The following is a 14,761-nucleotide window of genomic DNA, read 5'->3' as shown; positions in this document are numbered from 1 at the left end:
ATTAATGGCATGAGTCGATTTAAAACCCATCTGCAAGATAGTTTTTTATCGATACGACTGATTTAAGTCATCATTTATCAACCATTTAAAGTTTTGAAAATGATGCCTTTTCACGTAAGACGATTTTAAGCTGTTTGTAGGCAGATAGACTAAAACACTTGAAATAAATAAATCACAGCTTATTTTAATCTTGCGTTTTATATTGTGCTTATGCAACTCTAATATAAGAATAGAAAGGTTGTACTATGGAAAATACTGGAATTTGGGTTGCCGTTGCCATCATTATATTTGTGATGGGCTCTATTTTTGGTCTGCGTGTCAGCCCAAGAGAAAAAGCTTTAGGATTGATGCGTGAAAAAGCCCGAAAAATGGGACTACACCCTCGTTTGGTGGTTGCGCCTGACTGGACAAAAATCCCGAAAGCCACGGAATCACGTGCCAGTATGGTGGCGTATTACAGTGTACTCATTGCCGATGCACGTTTACCGTTAATGCGTGCTTTAGTGACAGACCAAAAGCTAGAACTGTTGCATGGCGATGAGAAATTCCAAGGCTTACCCATTGCATTAAAGGGCATTTATGCTATTGATATGCAGGCAAACTGTGTAGGAATCTATTGGGATGAAGAAGCCGATCTTCGCGCAACTCAATTAGATGAGATGAAAGCCTTTTTACATAGCTTGGCTGAACGTTAATTTTTAAACCATTAAATAGGAAATACGGTTACTTATGGCGAACGCTCCTCGGTCCACATCCAAAAGCACTGCAGCCAAATCTGAAGCTGGTCACAAACGTGCCTTAGTGATTGTGGAGTCGCCTGCAAAAGCGAAAACAATCAATAAATATCTTGGTTCGGACTACATTGTGAAGTCTTCGGTCGGTCACGTGCGTGATTTGCCAACCAGTGGTGGCGCAAAAACCACAGAAAAGAAAACCACCACCCGAACCAAACTGACCGAGGCTCAGAAAGCTGAAAAAGCTCAACAAGCATTAGTCAACCGTATGGGGGTTGATCCTGAACATGACTGGAAAGCACACTATGAAGTGCTGCCAGGCAAAGAAAATGTAGTCGCTGAATTAAAAAAACTGGCATCGCAGGTCGATGAAGTCTATCTCGCAACGGACTTGGACCGTGAAGGGGAAGCGATTGCGTGGCACTTAAAAGAAGTCATTGGTGGAGATGACTCACGTTATCAACGTGTCGTGTTTAACGAAATTACCAAAAATGCGATTCAAGAAGCCTTTAAGCATCCTGCGCGTTTAGATACCAACAAAGTCAATGCCCAACAGGCACGTCGTTTCTTAGATCGCGTGGTGGGTTTTATGATTTCGCCACTGCTCTGGGAAAAAATTGCCCGTGGTTTATCGGCAGGACGAGTGCAGTCAGTTGCGGTGAAGCTGGTTGTGGAGCGCGAGCGTGAAATTCGCGCCTTTGTACCCGAAGAATATTGGCAAGTCTTTGCAGATACTAAATCTGAAAAAGATGACATTCGTCTAGAAGCGGTTAAGCAAGCGGGTAAAACCCTCAAGTTACGCAACAAAGCTGAAACCGATGCTTTACTGAACTTGATTAAAGATGCGCAATACACCGTATCTGCACGTGAAGATAAGCCGACCAAAGTCAACCCAAGTGCGCCGTATATCACGTCAACGCTGCAACAGGCTGCGAGTACCCGTCTTGGTTTTTCAGTCAAGAAAACCATGATGCTAGCACAGCGTTTGTATGAGGCAGGTTTTATCACCTATATGCGTACAGACTCGACCTTCCTGAGTGATGACGCGGTCAATATGGTGCGTACGCATATTGAAGCGGAGTTTGGTCAAAAATATCTGCCTGCTAAACCAAATCGTTATGGCAATAAAGCAGGCGCACAAGAAGCGCACGAAGCGATTCGTCCATCTAATGTTGCGCTTAAAGGCGACAGTTTGGTGGGTGTAGAGCGCGATGCACAGCGTTTATATGATCTGATTTGGCGTCAGTTCGTCGCTTGCCAAATGACACCAGCCGAATATTTATCATCGACCATTTTGGTTGATGCCAATGGTGTCGAGTTAAAAGCCAAAGGTCGTACGCTAGTTTTTGATGGCTTTACCAAAGTGCGTGGGCAAAACAAATCGGATGATGATGTGTTACTGCCTGCAGTTAAAGTCGGTGAAATTCTTAAATTAGAGAAGCTTGATCCATCACAACACTTTACCAAACCGCCTGCGCGTTTTACCGAAGCCTCTTTGGTGAAAGAGCTTGAGAAAAAAGGTATTGGACGTCCATCGACCTATGCTGCGATTATTTCAACTATTCAAGACCGTGGTTATGTCAAACTGGAAAACCGTCGTCTGTTTGCCGAAAAAATGGGTGAGATTGTTACAGATCGTCTGGATGAAAGTTTTAATAACCTGATGAACTACGATTTTACAGCAGACTTGGAAGGTCAGCTGGATAAAGTTGCAGATGGAGAACGTAACTGGAAAGACTTACTCAACAGTTTTTATGGTGACTTCAAGCAGCGTTTGACCAATGCACAGGGCGAACAAGGCATGCGCCGTAATCTACCTGTAGAGGTTGATGCAGTACATTGTAAAGAATGTTCACGTCCAATGCAGATTCGTACAGGTACAACAGGCGTATTCTTAGGCTGCTCAGGCTATAACTTGCCGCCAAAAGAGCGTTGTAAGGGAACGCTGAACCTGACACCTGTAGAATCACTTGCCGCCTTATCCGATGATGATGCCGCTGAAACCGCAGATTTGATGTCTAAAAAGCGCTGTCCAATTTGTGAAACAGCCATGGACAGTTATGTAATTGATGGCGGTCGTAAACTGCACATTTGTGGGAATAACCCAGACTGTTCAGGTTTTGAGCTTGAAGAAGGCGAGTTCAAAATTAAAGGCTATGATGGTCCAACCATTCCTTGTGACAAGTGTGATGGCGAAATGCAGCTGAAAACAGGTCGTTTTGGCCCTTATTTTGCCTGCACCAGTTGTGAAAACACGCGTAAAGTGCTCAAGAATGGTCAACCTGCGCCACCGCGCGTTGATCCAATTAAAATGGAGCATTTACGCTCGACCAAACACGATGACTTTTTTGTACTACGTGATGGTGCAGCAGGTTTATTCTTGGCAGCTAGCAAGTTCCCGAAAGTGCGTGAAACCCGTGCCCCGAAAGTGGCTGAGTTGCGTACGGTGGCAGAACAGCTTGATCCAAAATATCAGTTTATTTTGCAAGCACCTGATGCAGACCCAGAAGGTAATCCAACCTTGGTGAAATTCAGCCGTAAGAATCAAGCGCAATATATTGGTTCGGAAACGCCTGAAGGCAAACAAACCAAATGGTCATTGGTTTACCAAGATGGTAAGTGGGTTGAGGCTTAACACGATCTGTTATGGAGTTGAAGCCAAAAAAATTCGCCATTTTAATCGATGCAGATAACTCATCGGTCAACTCGATTGAGTCTGTATTGGAAGAAGTGGCGAAGTATGGCATCGCCAGTGTAAAGCGCGTGTATGGTGACTGGAGCAGCGAAAGTCTAAAAAAATGGCGTGATGTACTTTTACCGCACGCCATTACGCCTGTACAGCAATTTGCTTATACCAAAAGCAAAGATGCCACCGATATGATTTTAATTATCGATGCCATGGATTTGTTGTATAGCGGTGCTTTAGATGGTTTTTGTATTGTATCTAGCGACAGTGATTTCACGCCTTTAGCCTCTCGCATTCGTGAAAGTGGTTTAATCGTTTATGGTTTTGGGCGTAGTAATACGCCTGAAGCTTTTCGTAAAGCCTGCGATAAATTTATTTATGTAGAAAACTTGGTGTCCGAAGCTGAAAAAGCTGCGGTAGCAGAAGAATCTGATCAGAAAGGGAAAAATAATAAAGTTACCGATGTTGCACTCAGCATAGATAAATACACCTTGAACCTGATTTATAAAGCGGTCAAAGAAAATGCCGATGATAGTGGTTGGGCTTATTTAGGGGCAATTGGTACGTATATCAGCTCGGTCAAGCCCGACTTTGACACCCGAAACTATGGTTACGATAAACTCTCTGGTTTAATTAAAGCCTTGGGTTTATTTGAAACCAAATTACAGGGCAGTCAGATGTATTTGAGAAAGCGTAGTTTTAGTACGTTTGTCAAACTTGTCCAAAAAACCATTCAGCAACTTGCAGATCAGGCAGGTTGGGCAAAAATTTCCGAGATTATTCAACATATCGAACAAAATGATCCCTACTTTAATATTCAAAATCAGGGATTTGAAAATACACAGTCAGCTATACTTTCAATACACAGTGGTTGGTTGGAATTTTCCAGTGATCACAATCGTGTTAAAGTCGGCAAGCTGATGTCTTAATGTTGTCCTAATTCATGTGGAAAAAAATCCGAATTTTATGCTTATTGCTGGTTTTGCTGGTCGTTGCAGTCAATGCTTGGCGTGATCAGAGCCAAGACTGGAATAAGCCCATCATCGTATTGTTACACCCAATCAATGCCGATGGACGATCAAACACCCAAAACTATATCAATACATTAAATATCAATAATTTAAATTCTGCTCAAGACTATCTAAAACAAGCTTCTTTGCAGTATCGTGGGCAACCGCTTGCGCTCTATTTCAAGCAGGGGCGAGAATTAAAGCAGTTGCCACCGAAAGTGCCTGAGCAGGCATCGCTGCTTAGCACTGTACTTTGGAGTTTAAAGTTCCGCTTTTACGCTTGGCAGCAACGACAAAGCAGTGATGGTACAGCAACAGTGACGCTGTACCTGAATTATTATGATCCGAGTCAAACTCAAATTTTGAAGCATTCCACCGCTTTGCAAAAAGGCAAAATTGGCTCGGTGAATTTATTTGCTTCTGCTGCGCACAGTCAGCGTAATACGATGGTGATGGTGCATGAATTACTGCATACCTTTGGTGCCACAGATAAATACGATTTGAGCACAGGTCAGCCGATTTATCCGATTGGTTATGCAGACCCAAATCAGCAACCGTTATATCCACAACGACAGGCTGAACTGATGGCAGCTTATGTGCCACTTTCGCAAAACAAAAGTAAGATGCCTGACTCGCTACAACAGACGCGTATTAACGAAATGACTGCCATAGAATTGGGTTGGAAATAATGTGGATAAGCATGTACTTATCCACATCTCTAATAGAGCCTGTGTAAAAGTATGTGCTTGAGTATGAACCGAGCCATTTATATTCATGGGTTTATTCCTAAACCGATCTGTTAAACTATTCATCCACCCAGTACGATGAGTCACTATGAGTTTAGCCAGCCTAATTGATGAATTGAATCCCCAGCAAAAACAAGCAGCCACGACAGCACATCAACATAGTCTGGTCTTGGCTGGCGCAGGCTGTGGCAAAACCAAAACCATTGTGGCACGTGCAGCGTACTTGATTGATCAGGGTATTCCAGCCAATCAAATTCAAATTTTGACCTTTACCCGCCGTGCGGCGAGTGAAATTGTCGCACGGGTGGAGTTGGCACTGGGCGAGCAAGCCAAAGGCTTACGTGCTTCGACCTTTCATACTTTTTGTATGTACTTGTTACGACGTATTCCTAAAGCTTTTGGCTTAGAGCAGTTTTCAATTATTGATCGTGATGATCAGTTGATGATGTTTCGCCTCATTCGCGGAAAAGATGATAAGAAAAATCCAAGTCAGTTGCCCAAGCCTCAAGAATTATGTGATTTATATTCTTTTGCACGGAATACCCGTCAAAAACTGAGTGTGGCTTTAGAAAAACAACAGCCTGAATATTTGGCACTGAAAGATCAAATTGCTGAAATTATGCAGGAATATGAAAGCCGTAAACGCGCACGTGGCTTTCTCGATTATGACGATATTTTGGCTGTGGTGGCATCGGCATTGGCGCAGTCGGAAGGTCTGGTCGATTATGTCGCGTCAATTTGTCAGCATCTTCTGGTCGATGAAATGCAGGACACCAATCCTTTGCAATGGGCTTTGCTTGAGCCTTTAAAAGATCGGGTCGGTTTGTTTTGTGTGGGCGATGATGCACAATCGATTTATGGTTTCCGTGGTGCAGATTTTGAAAATATTCATCATTTCACAGAGCGCGTACCCAATGCTCAAATTTTCAAATTAGAGCAAAATTACCGTTCTACGCAGGAAATTTTAGACCTGTCCAATTGGTTGTTAGATCAAAGTGAGATTCGCTATAACAAACGGTTGCAGGCGCATCGTGGTGATGGCATCAAACCCAAAATGCATATTTTCCCGAATGAATTTGATGAAGCCAAATGGATTGCGATTGATATTAAAGAGCGACATTTCTTGCAAGGCGCGCCGTGGTCAGATCACATGGTCTTGGTGCGTTCGAGTTTTGCAGCGCGACATATTGAAGCCGCGTGTATTGCGGCAAGTGTGCCGTATCGTTTTATTGGCGGCATGAAGCTCTTGGAAACTGCGCATGTGAAAGACTTACTTAGTTTATTGCGCGTTATTGCCAATCCTTTAGATGATATTGCATGGATGCGTTTTCTCACTTTATGGAATGGCGTGGGTGATGTCGGTGCGAGTAAGTTGGCGCAGCAATTGTTACTTGAACCCACAATGGATAAGGTGATTGAAAAGCTGGAAAAATTTGGACGCTTGCCAGAAAAAACTTTATTGATCATGAAGCAAATGGATGTCTTACGCCATGAAGTTGCGGCTTGCGTCGGTTTAGGCATTGAAGCGATTCAGGAACAATTGACTGATAACTATAAAAAAGACTGGAATCGTCGTCAGGGTGATTTTCAGTTGGTGCAACAATTGGCGGGCAAGCATGCACAGTTAAGTGAGTTTTTAGAAGAATACGTGCTTGATCCTGTGTCTATTTCTGAAATTGAACGCCAGTCTGATACCGATGTGGTCACTTTAATCACCATTCATTCTGCCAAAGGGACTGAGCAAAAAGTCTGTTATGTGGCGAATGTGACAGCAGGACAGTACCCCCATGCACGGGCGCAGGGCAGTTTTGATGATATTGAAGAAGAACGTCGAGTGTTGTACGTGGCTTTGACCCGTGCCCAAAATGAACTGATTTTAACCAAGCAAAATTTTAATTTATGGGCGCGTGATACGGTAGATGAACAAGGGCGCAAACTGGACAGTTATTTTTTGAGTGATCAGACACGGCAGTTATGTACGATGGAAACTCATCACCGTACCCGTCAGCAAACTGTGAAAAGTGCCTTGGTGGAACGCCAAGCGATTAATTTAGATTTTGGTATAGATCTCGATTAAACTATGCCACATGGTTTCCTGCAAAAAGTAGAGTAGGCGAGTGCTTTTTGATGTTTTTTGCCTATTTTAAGGTTGTAAGATGAAAATTTTAGTTCGTAGTTTAGAGCGTACTGTTACTGAAGAAGAATTGTTAAAACTTTTTCAGGAATATGGCACTGTAGAATCTTGTAATTTGGTGTTGGATGCTGCAACAGGAAAATCTAAAGGTTTTGCATTTGTAGAAATGCCACATGCACGTGAGGCAGTAAAAGCCATTAAAGCGCTGAATACTTTGCGTCTGCATGGTCATGGAATACGTGTCAAAGCAGCAGAAGATAAGCCTGCATCAAAATAGTTCAAAGGGAGCAAAAAATGCTCCTTTTTTGTGCGTGAATTTTAGTAAAAATACGAGATGAGCACTGCTTTGGTGCGCGATTTTATCGCAGTAAAAATAGTGTATTTTTTTATTGGGCGTTGCAGGAAAATCGGTTTAATCTAAGCTTCTTAGAACGCTAAATTGAGGAAATGCTCATGTCCCGTATTGCTCGTTTTCATGCAGATCGTACCAATCAGAAATTATATTTCGCCCGTCTTTCATGTCAACAGGCAGAGCAAACCGAGTATGTTCAGCAAGCGCAGGCGCATCGGGAAGCTGCGGTGTTTCATTTAAATGGTGCCGTACTGGCTTTTTTGCAGGAATTGGTACGGTATTATCGTTTAAATGACAGTAATCCAACCCTTAAATCAATTGAAGAATTGATGGCAGCCAAAGGGCAGATTTCCCCTGAAGTGGCAATTTTGCAGCAACTGAGCAAATCGGGTTTTATTGCAGAATTAAAGCGCGCTTATCGTTTATGTCAGTACACGCCCGAGCCAAGTGCACCAGAACCTGAACAGGAAACGTCATCCAATTTGATTATTAAAGTCACGCAATCTCCGCAAGCATGGCTACCAGATACGAAAATTTTGCGCGAATGGCATCGTGACTTAACCCAGTTGATTGATGGTTTTCGTAATGAAATGGTGGAATTTTAAGCCGACCAAACGCCCTTGAAAAAAATCTGATCAGCCCGATATAAATATTCTGAACGATGCAAAGTGCAAGCGCCTTTGCCGCCATGTCGAGCATGGAGGATATATGTCTATAGAGCAATTGAAAGAATTATTTGGTAATCAGGAAGCAATTTTAGAGCTGGTTCAGCTTGAAGGTGGCGAGTTGGCATTGCGTAATGCAGGCTCAGAGAAAGAGCCATTGGTCAAAATCCAGTTCAATGACGAAGTCAAAGCCATATTGGGCGATCAGACGGCTGTTGTGGCACAGCACATGATTCAGGCGGCATTATTTGGCTTGTTGGAAAAGCAGGTCAATGAATGGCATGCCGAAATTGTGGATGAACAGCCGCAATTTATGAGTTAATCCGAAAAGGTCTTTCGGTGATGAGCTATCTTTAATGAATAGATTGTCTATCTGCTTTGGTTAAAATCATGGACAGTATTAGATAGTTTTTCATCAACACAGTGAAAGCCAATCTATACGTCAACAAAAAAGCGCAGCTTAAACGGTGCGCTTTTTGTGATTTTGGCTATGGGTTTTAGATGAATGATGCTCAATGCGTTGGTGGCTGATGATGGGCAATTTCAATTTGATTTAAAATATAATTGCTCATATTTTTCGCCATTTCTTCTTTGGCAAAATACACTTCACCAATGTTGTCTTTACGAATTACTTCCGCTTCGGCTTTGCTTTCTGCACACACCAAAACCTGAATTTCAGGGTTTAGGGTTTTGGCAATATCCACAATTTTATGAATATCCAGAATGTCCATAGGCGAGAGAACGAGTAGTCGTGCATGTTGAATATGTGCCTGAATCAGTACACCCGCTTCTGTGGCAATGCCGCTGACTGCAGCAATGCCTTTTTCGCGTAAGTCTTCGACAATTTCACGGTTTTCTTCTGCAATCACGACCTTAATATTTTCAGCCATTAAATTTTGAGTAATGCGGCGTCCGACTTCACCATGTCCAACAATCACCACCTGATCACGTAAATAATCTTGAGAAACTTCATCGGGCAGCATGGCTAAAGGGTCATTGCTGCGTTCAAGCAAACGCGCCAAATAAGAGCGTTCCCGAATCCAGTTTTGCACAGGCTCAATCGCAGAAAAAACAAAGGAATTGAGGGTAATTGAAATGAGTGCGCCTGCTAAAATCAGGTTTTGTCCTTCTAGTGACAGCAGTTGTAAAGATACACCTAGCGTTGCCAAAATAAAGGAAAACTCACCAATTTGTGCCAAGCTCGCGCCTACGGTCAAGGCTGTATTGAGTGGATAGCGGAAGAACAAGACCAATGCCATGGCTGCAATGGTTTTACCCACCATGATAATGCCGACGACAGCTAAAACATGCAGTGGTTCTTCTATCAGAATACGCGGGTCAAACAGCATGCCCACAGCAACGAAAAACAGGATGGAGAAAATTTCACGTAAGGGTAAAGTTTCTTCTTCGGCGCGATGACTAAAATCAGATTCTTTGACCACCATCCCCGCAAAGAACGCCCCAAGTGCCATCGACACGCCAAAGATTTTATAAGCACCGAAAGCAATTGATACGGCAGCAGCGACTACCGTTAGAGTAAACAGTTCCCGTGAACCTAAGCGTGCCACAATTTGCATAATGAAGGGCACAAGGCGTTTGCCAACAATGAGCATAAAGGCAATAAAGCCTGAAACTTTCAGTAAAGTCAGTCCGAGTGTTAGCCAAATATTTTCATCATTGGTACTTTCTAAGGCTTGTCCACCCAGTAATACGGCTGTGGCAGGCAAAAGCACCAATGCCAAGACCATCACCAAGTCTTCAACTAGCAACCAACCAACTGCAATTTTACCGTTCACGGAGTCGAGCAGGCCACGATCACCCAATGCTTTTAAGAGCACAACGGTACTGGCACAAGACAGACTCAAGCCAAAAATTAAGGCAGAACCAAAACTCCAACCCCACATCATCGACACGCCTACACCGAGCAGGGTCGCCACGGCGATCTGCAATACTGCACCAGGCAAAGCAATGCGTCGTACCTGCATTAAATCATTTAGCGAGAAATGCATGCCAACACCGAACATGAGGAACATGACCCCAAGTTCTGCCAATTGGTTGGCAAGATGAATATCTGCCACAATGCCCGGTGTGTTGGGACTAATGATGACACCTGCAATCAGATAGCCCATAAGCGGTGGAAGGCGTAAGCGCGCAGCGATATAGCCAAATACCAGTGCCAAGCTAAAACCAACGGCAAGTAAGATGATGAGTTCTACATCATGAGGCACGAGAAACTCCTAAGCCATGGTGAAGGTGCGGTCAAAAGACTGAAATAAGACAAGCACAAATAGTGCCAAAAAAGAAAACGAGGAAATTTTAACAAGTGAGGCAAAAAAAGTGCAAAAAAAAACGACCTGAATAAGGTCGTTTTTTAAAAAAGCTAAAATTATTTGATTTTAGCTTCTTTGAAAACTACGTGTTGACGGATTTTTGGATCAAATTTTTTGATTTCCATTTTTTCCGGCATAGTACGTTTGTTTTTAGTAGTGGTATAGAAATAACCTGTACCAGCTGTAGAAACTAAGCGAATCTTATCACGCATTGTCCTGACTCCTTACTTAGATCTTTTGACCTTGAGCACGAAGGTCAGCAACAACCTTTTCAATGCCCAATTTGTCGATAATACGCATACCTTTAGTGGTTAAACGAAGACGTACGAAACGTTTTTCGCTTTCTAACCAGAAACGGTGGTTGTGCAGGTTCGGCTCGAACCGGCGCTTAGTTTTGTTGTTGGCGTGTGAGACGTTGTTACCAACGACTGGACGCTTGCCGGTAACTTGGCAAACCTTAGACATGGTGTAACTCCATTGATTTAGCCAACAGCAAATCTGTATGGCCAGTCAAAAATAAACGGATGAATTCATTCAAGGGGCGTTTTATATCAAAAATACGCTTAAAAGACAAGCGATTTTCTTCAAAAACAGCATGAGCGTGTTTGATAGCTCATGCCTTGATCAGTTAACGAAGAAGCGTCTTCGAAATCAATCGATGAATCGGCTTATCAAATGGGGGGAGAATGAACTTCAAGCTGTAAAGCTTCGGATTAGACATTACCGACCGTTCATGTGACAAGCTGAAAAAACCTTCTGGACCGTGATATTTCCCCATGCCCGATGCACCAACACCACCAAATGGTAAGTCATCTTGTGCAACGTGGGTCAATACAGTATTGAGTCCGAAATGCCCTGAATGGGTTCGCTGTGCGACATAGTCGGCACGCGCCTGATCAAAGTCGAAATAGTATAAAGCAAGAGGACGCGGTCGGCTATTAATAAACTCGATTACATCATCAATTTGTTCATATTCTAAGATTGGCAGGACTGGACCAAAGATCTCATTTTGCATAATTTGCATGTCTGGACTGACATTGGTCAGTACCGTTGGTGCCATTTTACGGGTTGCAGCCACATTTTCACTTTGCGGATTAATTTCAATAATATTTGCACCTCGCTCACGTGCATCTTCTAAATAGCCCTGTAAGCGACGATATTGTTTGTCATTAATAATAGAAGTGTAGTCTTGGTTATCACGAATATGCGGATACATTTCGGTCACAAATTGCTCGAAATGCTCCATAAATTCGGCAGTTTTGCCTTTAGGCAAGAACATATAGTCGGGTGCAACACAGGTTTGTCCAGCATTCCAGAGTTTACCTACCGCAATACGCTGCGCTACATCGACCATATCGCTAGATGGATGCACCAAAACAGGGGATTTTCCACCTAGTTCTAAAATGACAGGCACAAGGTTTTGTGACGCGGCAGCCATTACAGTTTTGCCGACTTCGGTAGAGCCTGTGAAAATAATTTTGTCAAAAGGCAAATGACAGAACGCATCGGAAATAATACCGCCGCCATTAATTACTGCCACCAATTCCTGTGGAAATGCTTCGCTCATGGCGTTTTCCAGTACTTTACCAAAATGCGCAGAAGCACTGGAAATTTTGATCATGGCATGGTTGCCTGCAGCCAAAGCACAGATCAGTGGGCCTAAAGACAACAGCAGCGGATAGTTCCAAGGTGCAATAATGCCAATTACCCCTAAAGGTTGATACTGTACCCATGCTTTTGCAGGTTGGTGGATAATACCAACCTGACGTTTAGATGGCTTCATCCAGTCGGTCAGGTTTTTGCTGTAATATTTGATATGTTCCAAGCAGGTAAGTAATTCACCAATTTTGGTTTCTGCAATGGCGCGGTTGCCATAGTCACGGTTAATGGCTTCGGCAAATTGATCCTGATATTTCACAATCACACGTTTTAAGCGGGCTAAGCGTTCAATGCGTTCTTTGGCACTTGGGACAGGATGACGCTGATAGGCATATTTCTGCAATGCCAAAATATCATCCAGACGTTGTAAATCGGGTGAATGTGGGGTCATTGAAGTTGTTTTTGTTTGACTGTTCATGGCATGTTACCATTCAATAAAAGCAATATAAGTTAATTTTTAGAGTATTTACTCTAATCAGTCAAGTGACTTTATGTTTTCATGCCCCCCAAATTTTAAAGAATGGTTGTTTTTAGGATGTCTCAAACCAAAACGTTGAAAACCAAAGAACGTATTTTGCAATTGAGTTTGCAATTGTTTAACGAGCGTGGTGAGCGTTCGGTAACAACCAATCATATTGCGGCAGAACTGGGCATGAGCCCAGGAAACTTGTATTACCACTTCCGCAATAAGAACGAAATTATTAAAGAGCTGATGGAACAATATCAGCAAGAAACTTTAGAAATGCTGGCTTTGCCTGAAAATCGTGGCTTAGATGCCAATGACAAAATTCGTTATTTTCAGGTTCTCAGTAGTCAGCTGTGGGCTTATCGTTTTTTGCATCGTGATGTCTATCATTTGGTCGAAACCAATGAAGATTTCCGCAAAATGTATCCACGTTTTGCAGGACAGGTCATGCAGCAGGGACAAAAAATTTATCAGGCCTTTGTGGATGCGGGTCTGATGCAAATGACTGAGTCAGAAATTGAAGCCTTGATTATCAATATTTGGATTGTGCTGACCAACTGGACGAACTTCTTATATATGTCGGGTCACATTACCGATTCAAACCATTTGGAAGAAAAATGGATTTGGCAGGCTTTACGTCAAATGCTGTTCCTTGAAGGGGCATATTTACGGGGTGAAAGTCGTGCAACCTATGAGCGTTTACTAGAAACACTAGGCACATCTGAACTGTTTGAGAGTTTATCATCCAGTAAAAATACTCAAGCCGACTAAGAGACTGAGAATGGCTATTTAGAATGTCTGAGAAACGCGCTAGAATACTCGGCTTGTTTTTCAATTTAACCAAGTAGTGACTAAAAACAACATGAATATGACGACTGCGAATACTGCACGTTTACTGATTACCTGTGAAGATAAGCCAGGTATTGTGCAGGCTGTATCGAGCTTTTTGTATCATCAAGGAGCCAACATTACCGCGCTTGATCAATACGCAACAGAAGCTCAGGGCGGGCGTTATTTCATGCGGGTTGAGTTTGAACTGGATCACTTGCAAAGCCGTAAAGAAAGCTTATTGCAAACCTTTGCTTCTAACGTGGCAGAGCGTTATGAAATGCAATGGCGTTTGGCTTTGGTCAGCGATGTGAAAAAAGTCGGCATTTTGGTGTCTAAAGTTGATCATGCTTTGCTCGAACTATTATGGCGTCATTCACGTGGTGGTTTACCATGTGAAATTACCAAAGTGGTGTCGAACCATGACACCTTGCGTGAAGCGGTAGAAAACTTTGGTATTCCGTTTGAAGTAGTGCCTGTTAATAAAGAAAATAAACGTGAAGCTTACGCTAAAATTGATGAATTGATGCAAGGCAATGATTTGTTGGTATTGGCGCGTTATATGCAAATTTTGGATGAAGAGTTTGTCTCTAAGTGGGAAATGAAAGTGATCAATATTCACCATTCATTCCTGCCTGCTTTCGTAGGCGCAAATCCATATAAACAAGCTTATGAAAAAGGCGTAAAACTGATTGGTGCAACTGCACACTATGTAACAGCAGACCTAGATCAAGGTCCGATCATTGAGCAAGATGTAGAGCGTGTAAACCACGACTTTACGGTAGATCAACTGCGTGAATTGGGTCAGGATGTGGAACGTAATGTACTGGCACGTGCAGTTAAATGGCATTTGGAAGACCGTATTATTGTAGATGGCAACAAAACTGTTGTATTTCAATAGGGTAAAAGCTATCTAAAAATCGAATTAAAACATGCCGACATGGCATGTTTTTTTATGCTAAAATTGTAATGTTATAACATTTATTTAAACTGTTTTTAAAATAGCAAATTTATTGGATGATTCACGTTTGTTATTAAAAAATAGTTGCAAATGAAAACACTTCTCATTTATTATTGCGTTACTTTAATTGTGCTAACCGATCAGTTTGATCGTTCGGAACTGTGATGGTTTGGCAATTGCTTTTGAAGGT

14 protein-coding genes are annotated in these 14,761 nt (G+C 42.6%); 10 read left to right on the top strand and 4 right to left on the bottom strand.

Annotation, left to right across the window (positions count from 1 at the left end):
• The first annotated feature begins 245 nt into the window (after positions 1-245).
• From E0H79_RS05030 to E0H79_RS04995, 8 genes are all read left to right on the top strand, one after another.
• Entirely contained in the window at positions 246-695 is a 450-nt protein-coding gene (locus E0H79_RS05030; RefSeq protein WP_004976129.1) for an ammonium transporter, read from the top strand.
• Between the two features lie 34 nt (positions 696-729).
• Positions 730-3,369, top strand: a complete 2,640-nt coding sequence (topA, locus tag E0H79_RS05025) for a type I DNA topoisomerase (RefSeq protein ID WP_131261048.1) — start codon at positions 730-732, stop codon at positions 3,367-3,369.
• Positions 3,370-3,380: 11 nt separating this feature from the next.
• Positions 3,381-4,349, top strand: a complete 969-nt coding sequence (locus tag E0H79_RS05020) for an NYN domain-containing protein (RefSeq protein ID WP_131261047.1) — start codon at positions 3,381-3,383, stop codon at positions 4,347-4,349.
• Positions 4,350-4,363: 14 nt separating this feature from the next.
• Complete coding sequence (locus E0H79_RS05015; RefSeq protein WP_131261045.1) at positions 4,364-5,119, top strand: hypothetical protein; 756 nt, start codon at positions 4,364-4,366, stop codon at positions 5,117-5,119.
• A gap of 145 nt (positions 5,120-5,264) precedes the next feature.
• Positions 5,265-7,253, top strand: a complete 1,989-nt coding sequence (locus tag E0H79_RS05010) for an ATP-dependent helicase (protein WP_131261043.1) — start codon at positions 5,265-5,267, stop codon at positions 7,251-7,253.
• 79 nt (positions 7,254-7,332) lie between these two features.
• Positions 7,333-7,587 (top strand): RNA recognition motif domain-containing protein, encoded by a 255-nt coding sequence (locus E0H79_RS05005; protein WP_004976139.1) that lies wholly within the window; start codon positions 7,333-7,335, stop codon positions 7,585-7,587.
• A 176-nt stretch (positions 7,588-7,763) separates the two neighbouring features.
• Entirely contained in the window at positions 7,764-8,267 is a 504-nt protein-coding gene (locus tag E0H79_RS05000) for a DUF6586 family protein (RefSeq protein ID WP_131261041.1), read from the top strand.
• 103 nt (positions 8,268-8,370) lie between these two features.
• The gene (locus E0H79_RS04995) at positions 8,371-8,649 is read left to right on the top strand and encodes a hypothetical protein (protein WP_131261040.1); all 279 of its coding nucleotides are present in this window, start codon (positions 8,371-8,373) and stop codon (positions 8,647-8,649) included.
• A gap of 190 nt (positions 8,650-8,839) precedes the next feature.
• Here E0H79_RS04995 and E0H79_RS04990 read toward each other — a convergent pair whose 3' ends face one another.
• The 4 genes from E0H79_RS04990 to E0H79_RS04975 form a co-directional block, all read right to left on the bottom strand.
• Entirely contained in the window at positions 8,840-10,555 is a 1,716-nt protein-coding gene (locus E0H79_RS04990; protein ID WP_131261038.1) for a cation:proton antiporter, read from the bottom strand.
• A gap of 158 nt (positions 10,556-10,713) precedes the next feature.
• Positions 10,714-10,869, bottom strand: coding sequence for a 50S ribosomal protein L33 (gene rpmG, locus E0H79_RS04985; protein ID WP_004976146.1), 156 nt, complete (start codon positions 10,867-10,869; stop codon positions 10,714-10,716).
• Between the two features lie 16 nt (positions 10,870-10,885).
• A complete protein-coding gene (gene rpmB, locus E0H79_RS04980; protein ID WP_004976147.1) occupies positions 10,886-11,122 on the bottom strand; it encodes a 50S ribosomal protein L28 in 237 nt (78 codons plus the stop codon).
• Positions 11,123-11,285: 163 nt separating this feature from the next.
• Positions 11,286-12,734: a coniferyl aldehyde dehydrogenase gene (locus tag E0H79_RS04975; RefSeq protein WP_004976148.1), complete on the bottom strand. Its 1,449-nt coding sequence runs from the start codon at positions 12,732-12,734 to the stop codon at positions 11,286-11,288.
• A gap of 117 nt (positions 12,735-12,851) precedes the next feature.
• On the opposite strand from E0H79_RS04975, the gene E0H79_RS04970 reads away from it, so the two are divergent.
• Positions 12,852-13,553: a TetR/AcrR family transcriptional regulator gene (locus E0H79_RS04970; protein ID WP_004976150.1), complete on the top strand. Its 702-nt coding sequence runs from the start codon at positions 12,852-12,854 to the stop codon at positions 13,551-13,553.
• A gap of 91 nt (positions 13,554-13,644) precedes the next feature.
• Positions 13,645-14,511, top strand: coding sequence for a formyltetrahydrofolate deformylase (gene purU / locus E0H79_RS04965; protein ID WP_004976151.1), 867 nt, complete (start codon positions 13,645-13,647; stop codon positions 14,509-14,511).
• Positions 14,512-14,761: the final 250 nt, after the last annotated feature.

The organism is Acinetobacter sp. ANC 5045, from assembly GCF_004331005.1.
GTDB lineage: Bacteria > Pseudomonadota > Gammaproteobacteria > Pseudomonadales > Moraxellaceae > Acinetobacter > Acinetobacter towneri.
The sequence above is the reverse complement of the archived record's forward strand: the minus strand, read 5'-3'. Positions and strand labels throughout refer to the sequence as shown.

Excerpts from the sequence above, each read along its gene's own strand:
- rpmG (WP_004976146.1), bottom strand. The coding sequence starts at position 10,869 with ATGCGTGATAAGATTCGCTTAGTTTCTACAGCTGGTACAGGTTATTTC.
- E0H79_RS04995 (WP_131261040.1), top strand. The coding sequence starts at position 8,371 with ATGTCTATAGAGCAATTGAAAGAATTATTTGGTAATCAGGAAGCAATT.
- E0H79_RS05010 (WP_131261043.1), top strand. The coding sequence starts at position 5,265 with ATGAGTTTAGCCAGCCTAATTGATGAATTGAATCCCCAGCAAAAACAA.
- E0H79_RS04975 (WP_004976148.1), bottom strand. The coding sequence starts at position 12,734 with ATGAACAGTCAAACAAAAACAACTTCAATGACCCCACATTCACCCGAT.
- E0H79_RS05030 (WP_004976129.1), top strand. The coding sequence starts at position 246 with ATGGAAAATACTGGAATTTGGGTTGCCGTTGCCATCATTATATTTGTG.
- rpmB (WP_004976147.1), bottom strand. The coding sequence starts at position 11,122 with ATGTCTAAGGTTTGCCAAGTTACCGGCAAGCGTCCAGTCGTTGGTAAC.
- E0H79_RS05000 (WP_131261041.1), top strand. The coding sequence starts at position 7,764 with ATGTCCCGTATTGCTCGTTTTCATGCAGATCGTACCAATCAGAAATTA.
- topA (WP_131261048.1), top strand. The coding sequence starts at position 730 with ATGGCGAACGCTCCTCGGTCCACATCCAAAAGCACTGCAGCCAAATCT.
- E0H79_RS05020 (WP_131261047.1), top strand. The coding sequence starts at position 3,381 with ATGGAGTTGAAGCCAAAAAAATTCGCCATTTTAATCGATGCAGATAAC.
- purU (WP_004976151.1), top strand. The coding sequence starts at position 13,645 with ATGAATATGACGACTGCGAATACTGCACGTTTACTGATTACCTGTGAA.
- E0H79_RS05015 (WP_131261045.1), top strand. The coding sequence starts at position 4,364 with ATGTGGAAAAAAATCCGAATTTTATGCTTATTGCTGGTTTTGCTGGTC.
- E0H79_RS05005 (WP_004976139.1), top strand. The coding sequence starts at position 7,333 with ATGAAAATTTTAGTTCGTAGTTTAGAGCGTACTGTTACTGAAGAAGAA.
- E0H79_RS04970 (WP_004976150.1), top strand. The coding sequence starts at position 12,852 with ATGTCTCAAACCAAAACGTTGAAAACCAAAGAACGTATTTTGCAATTG.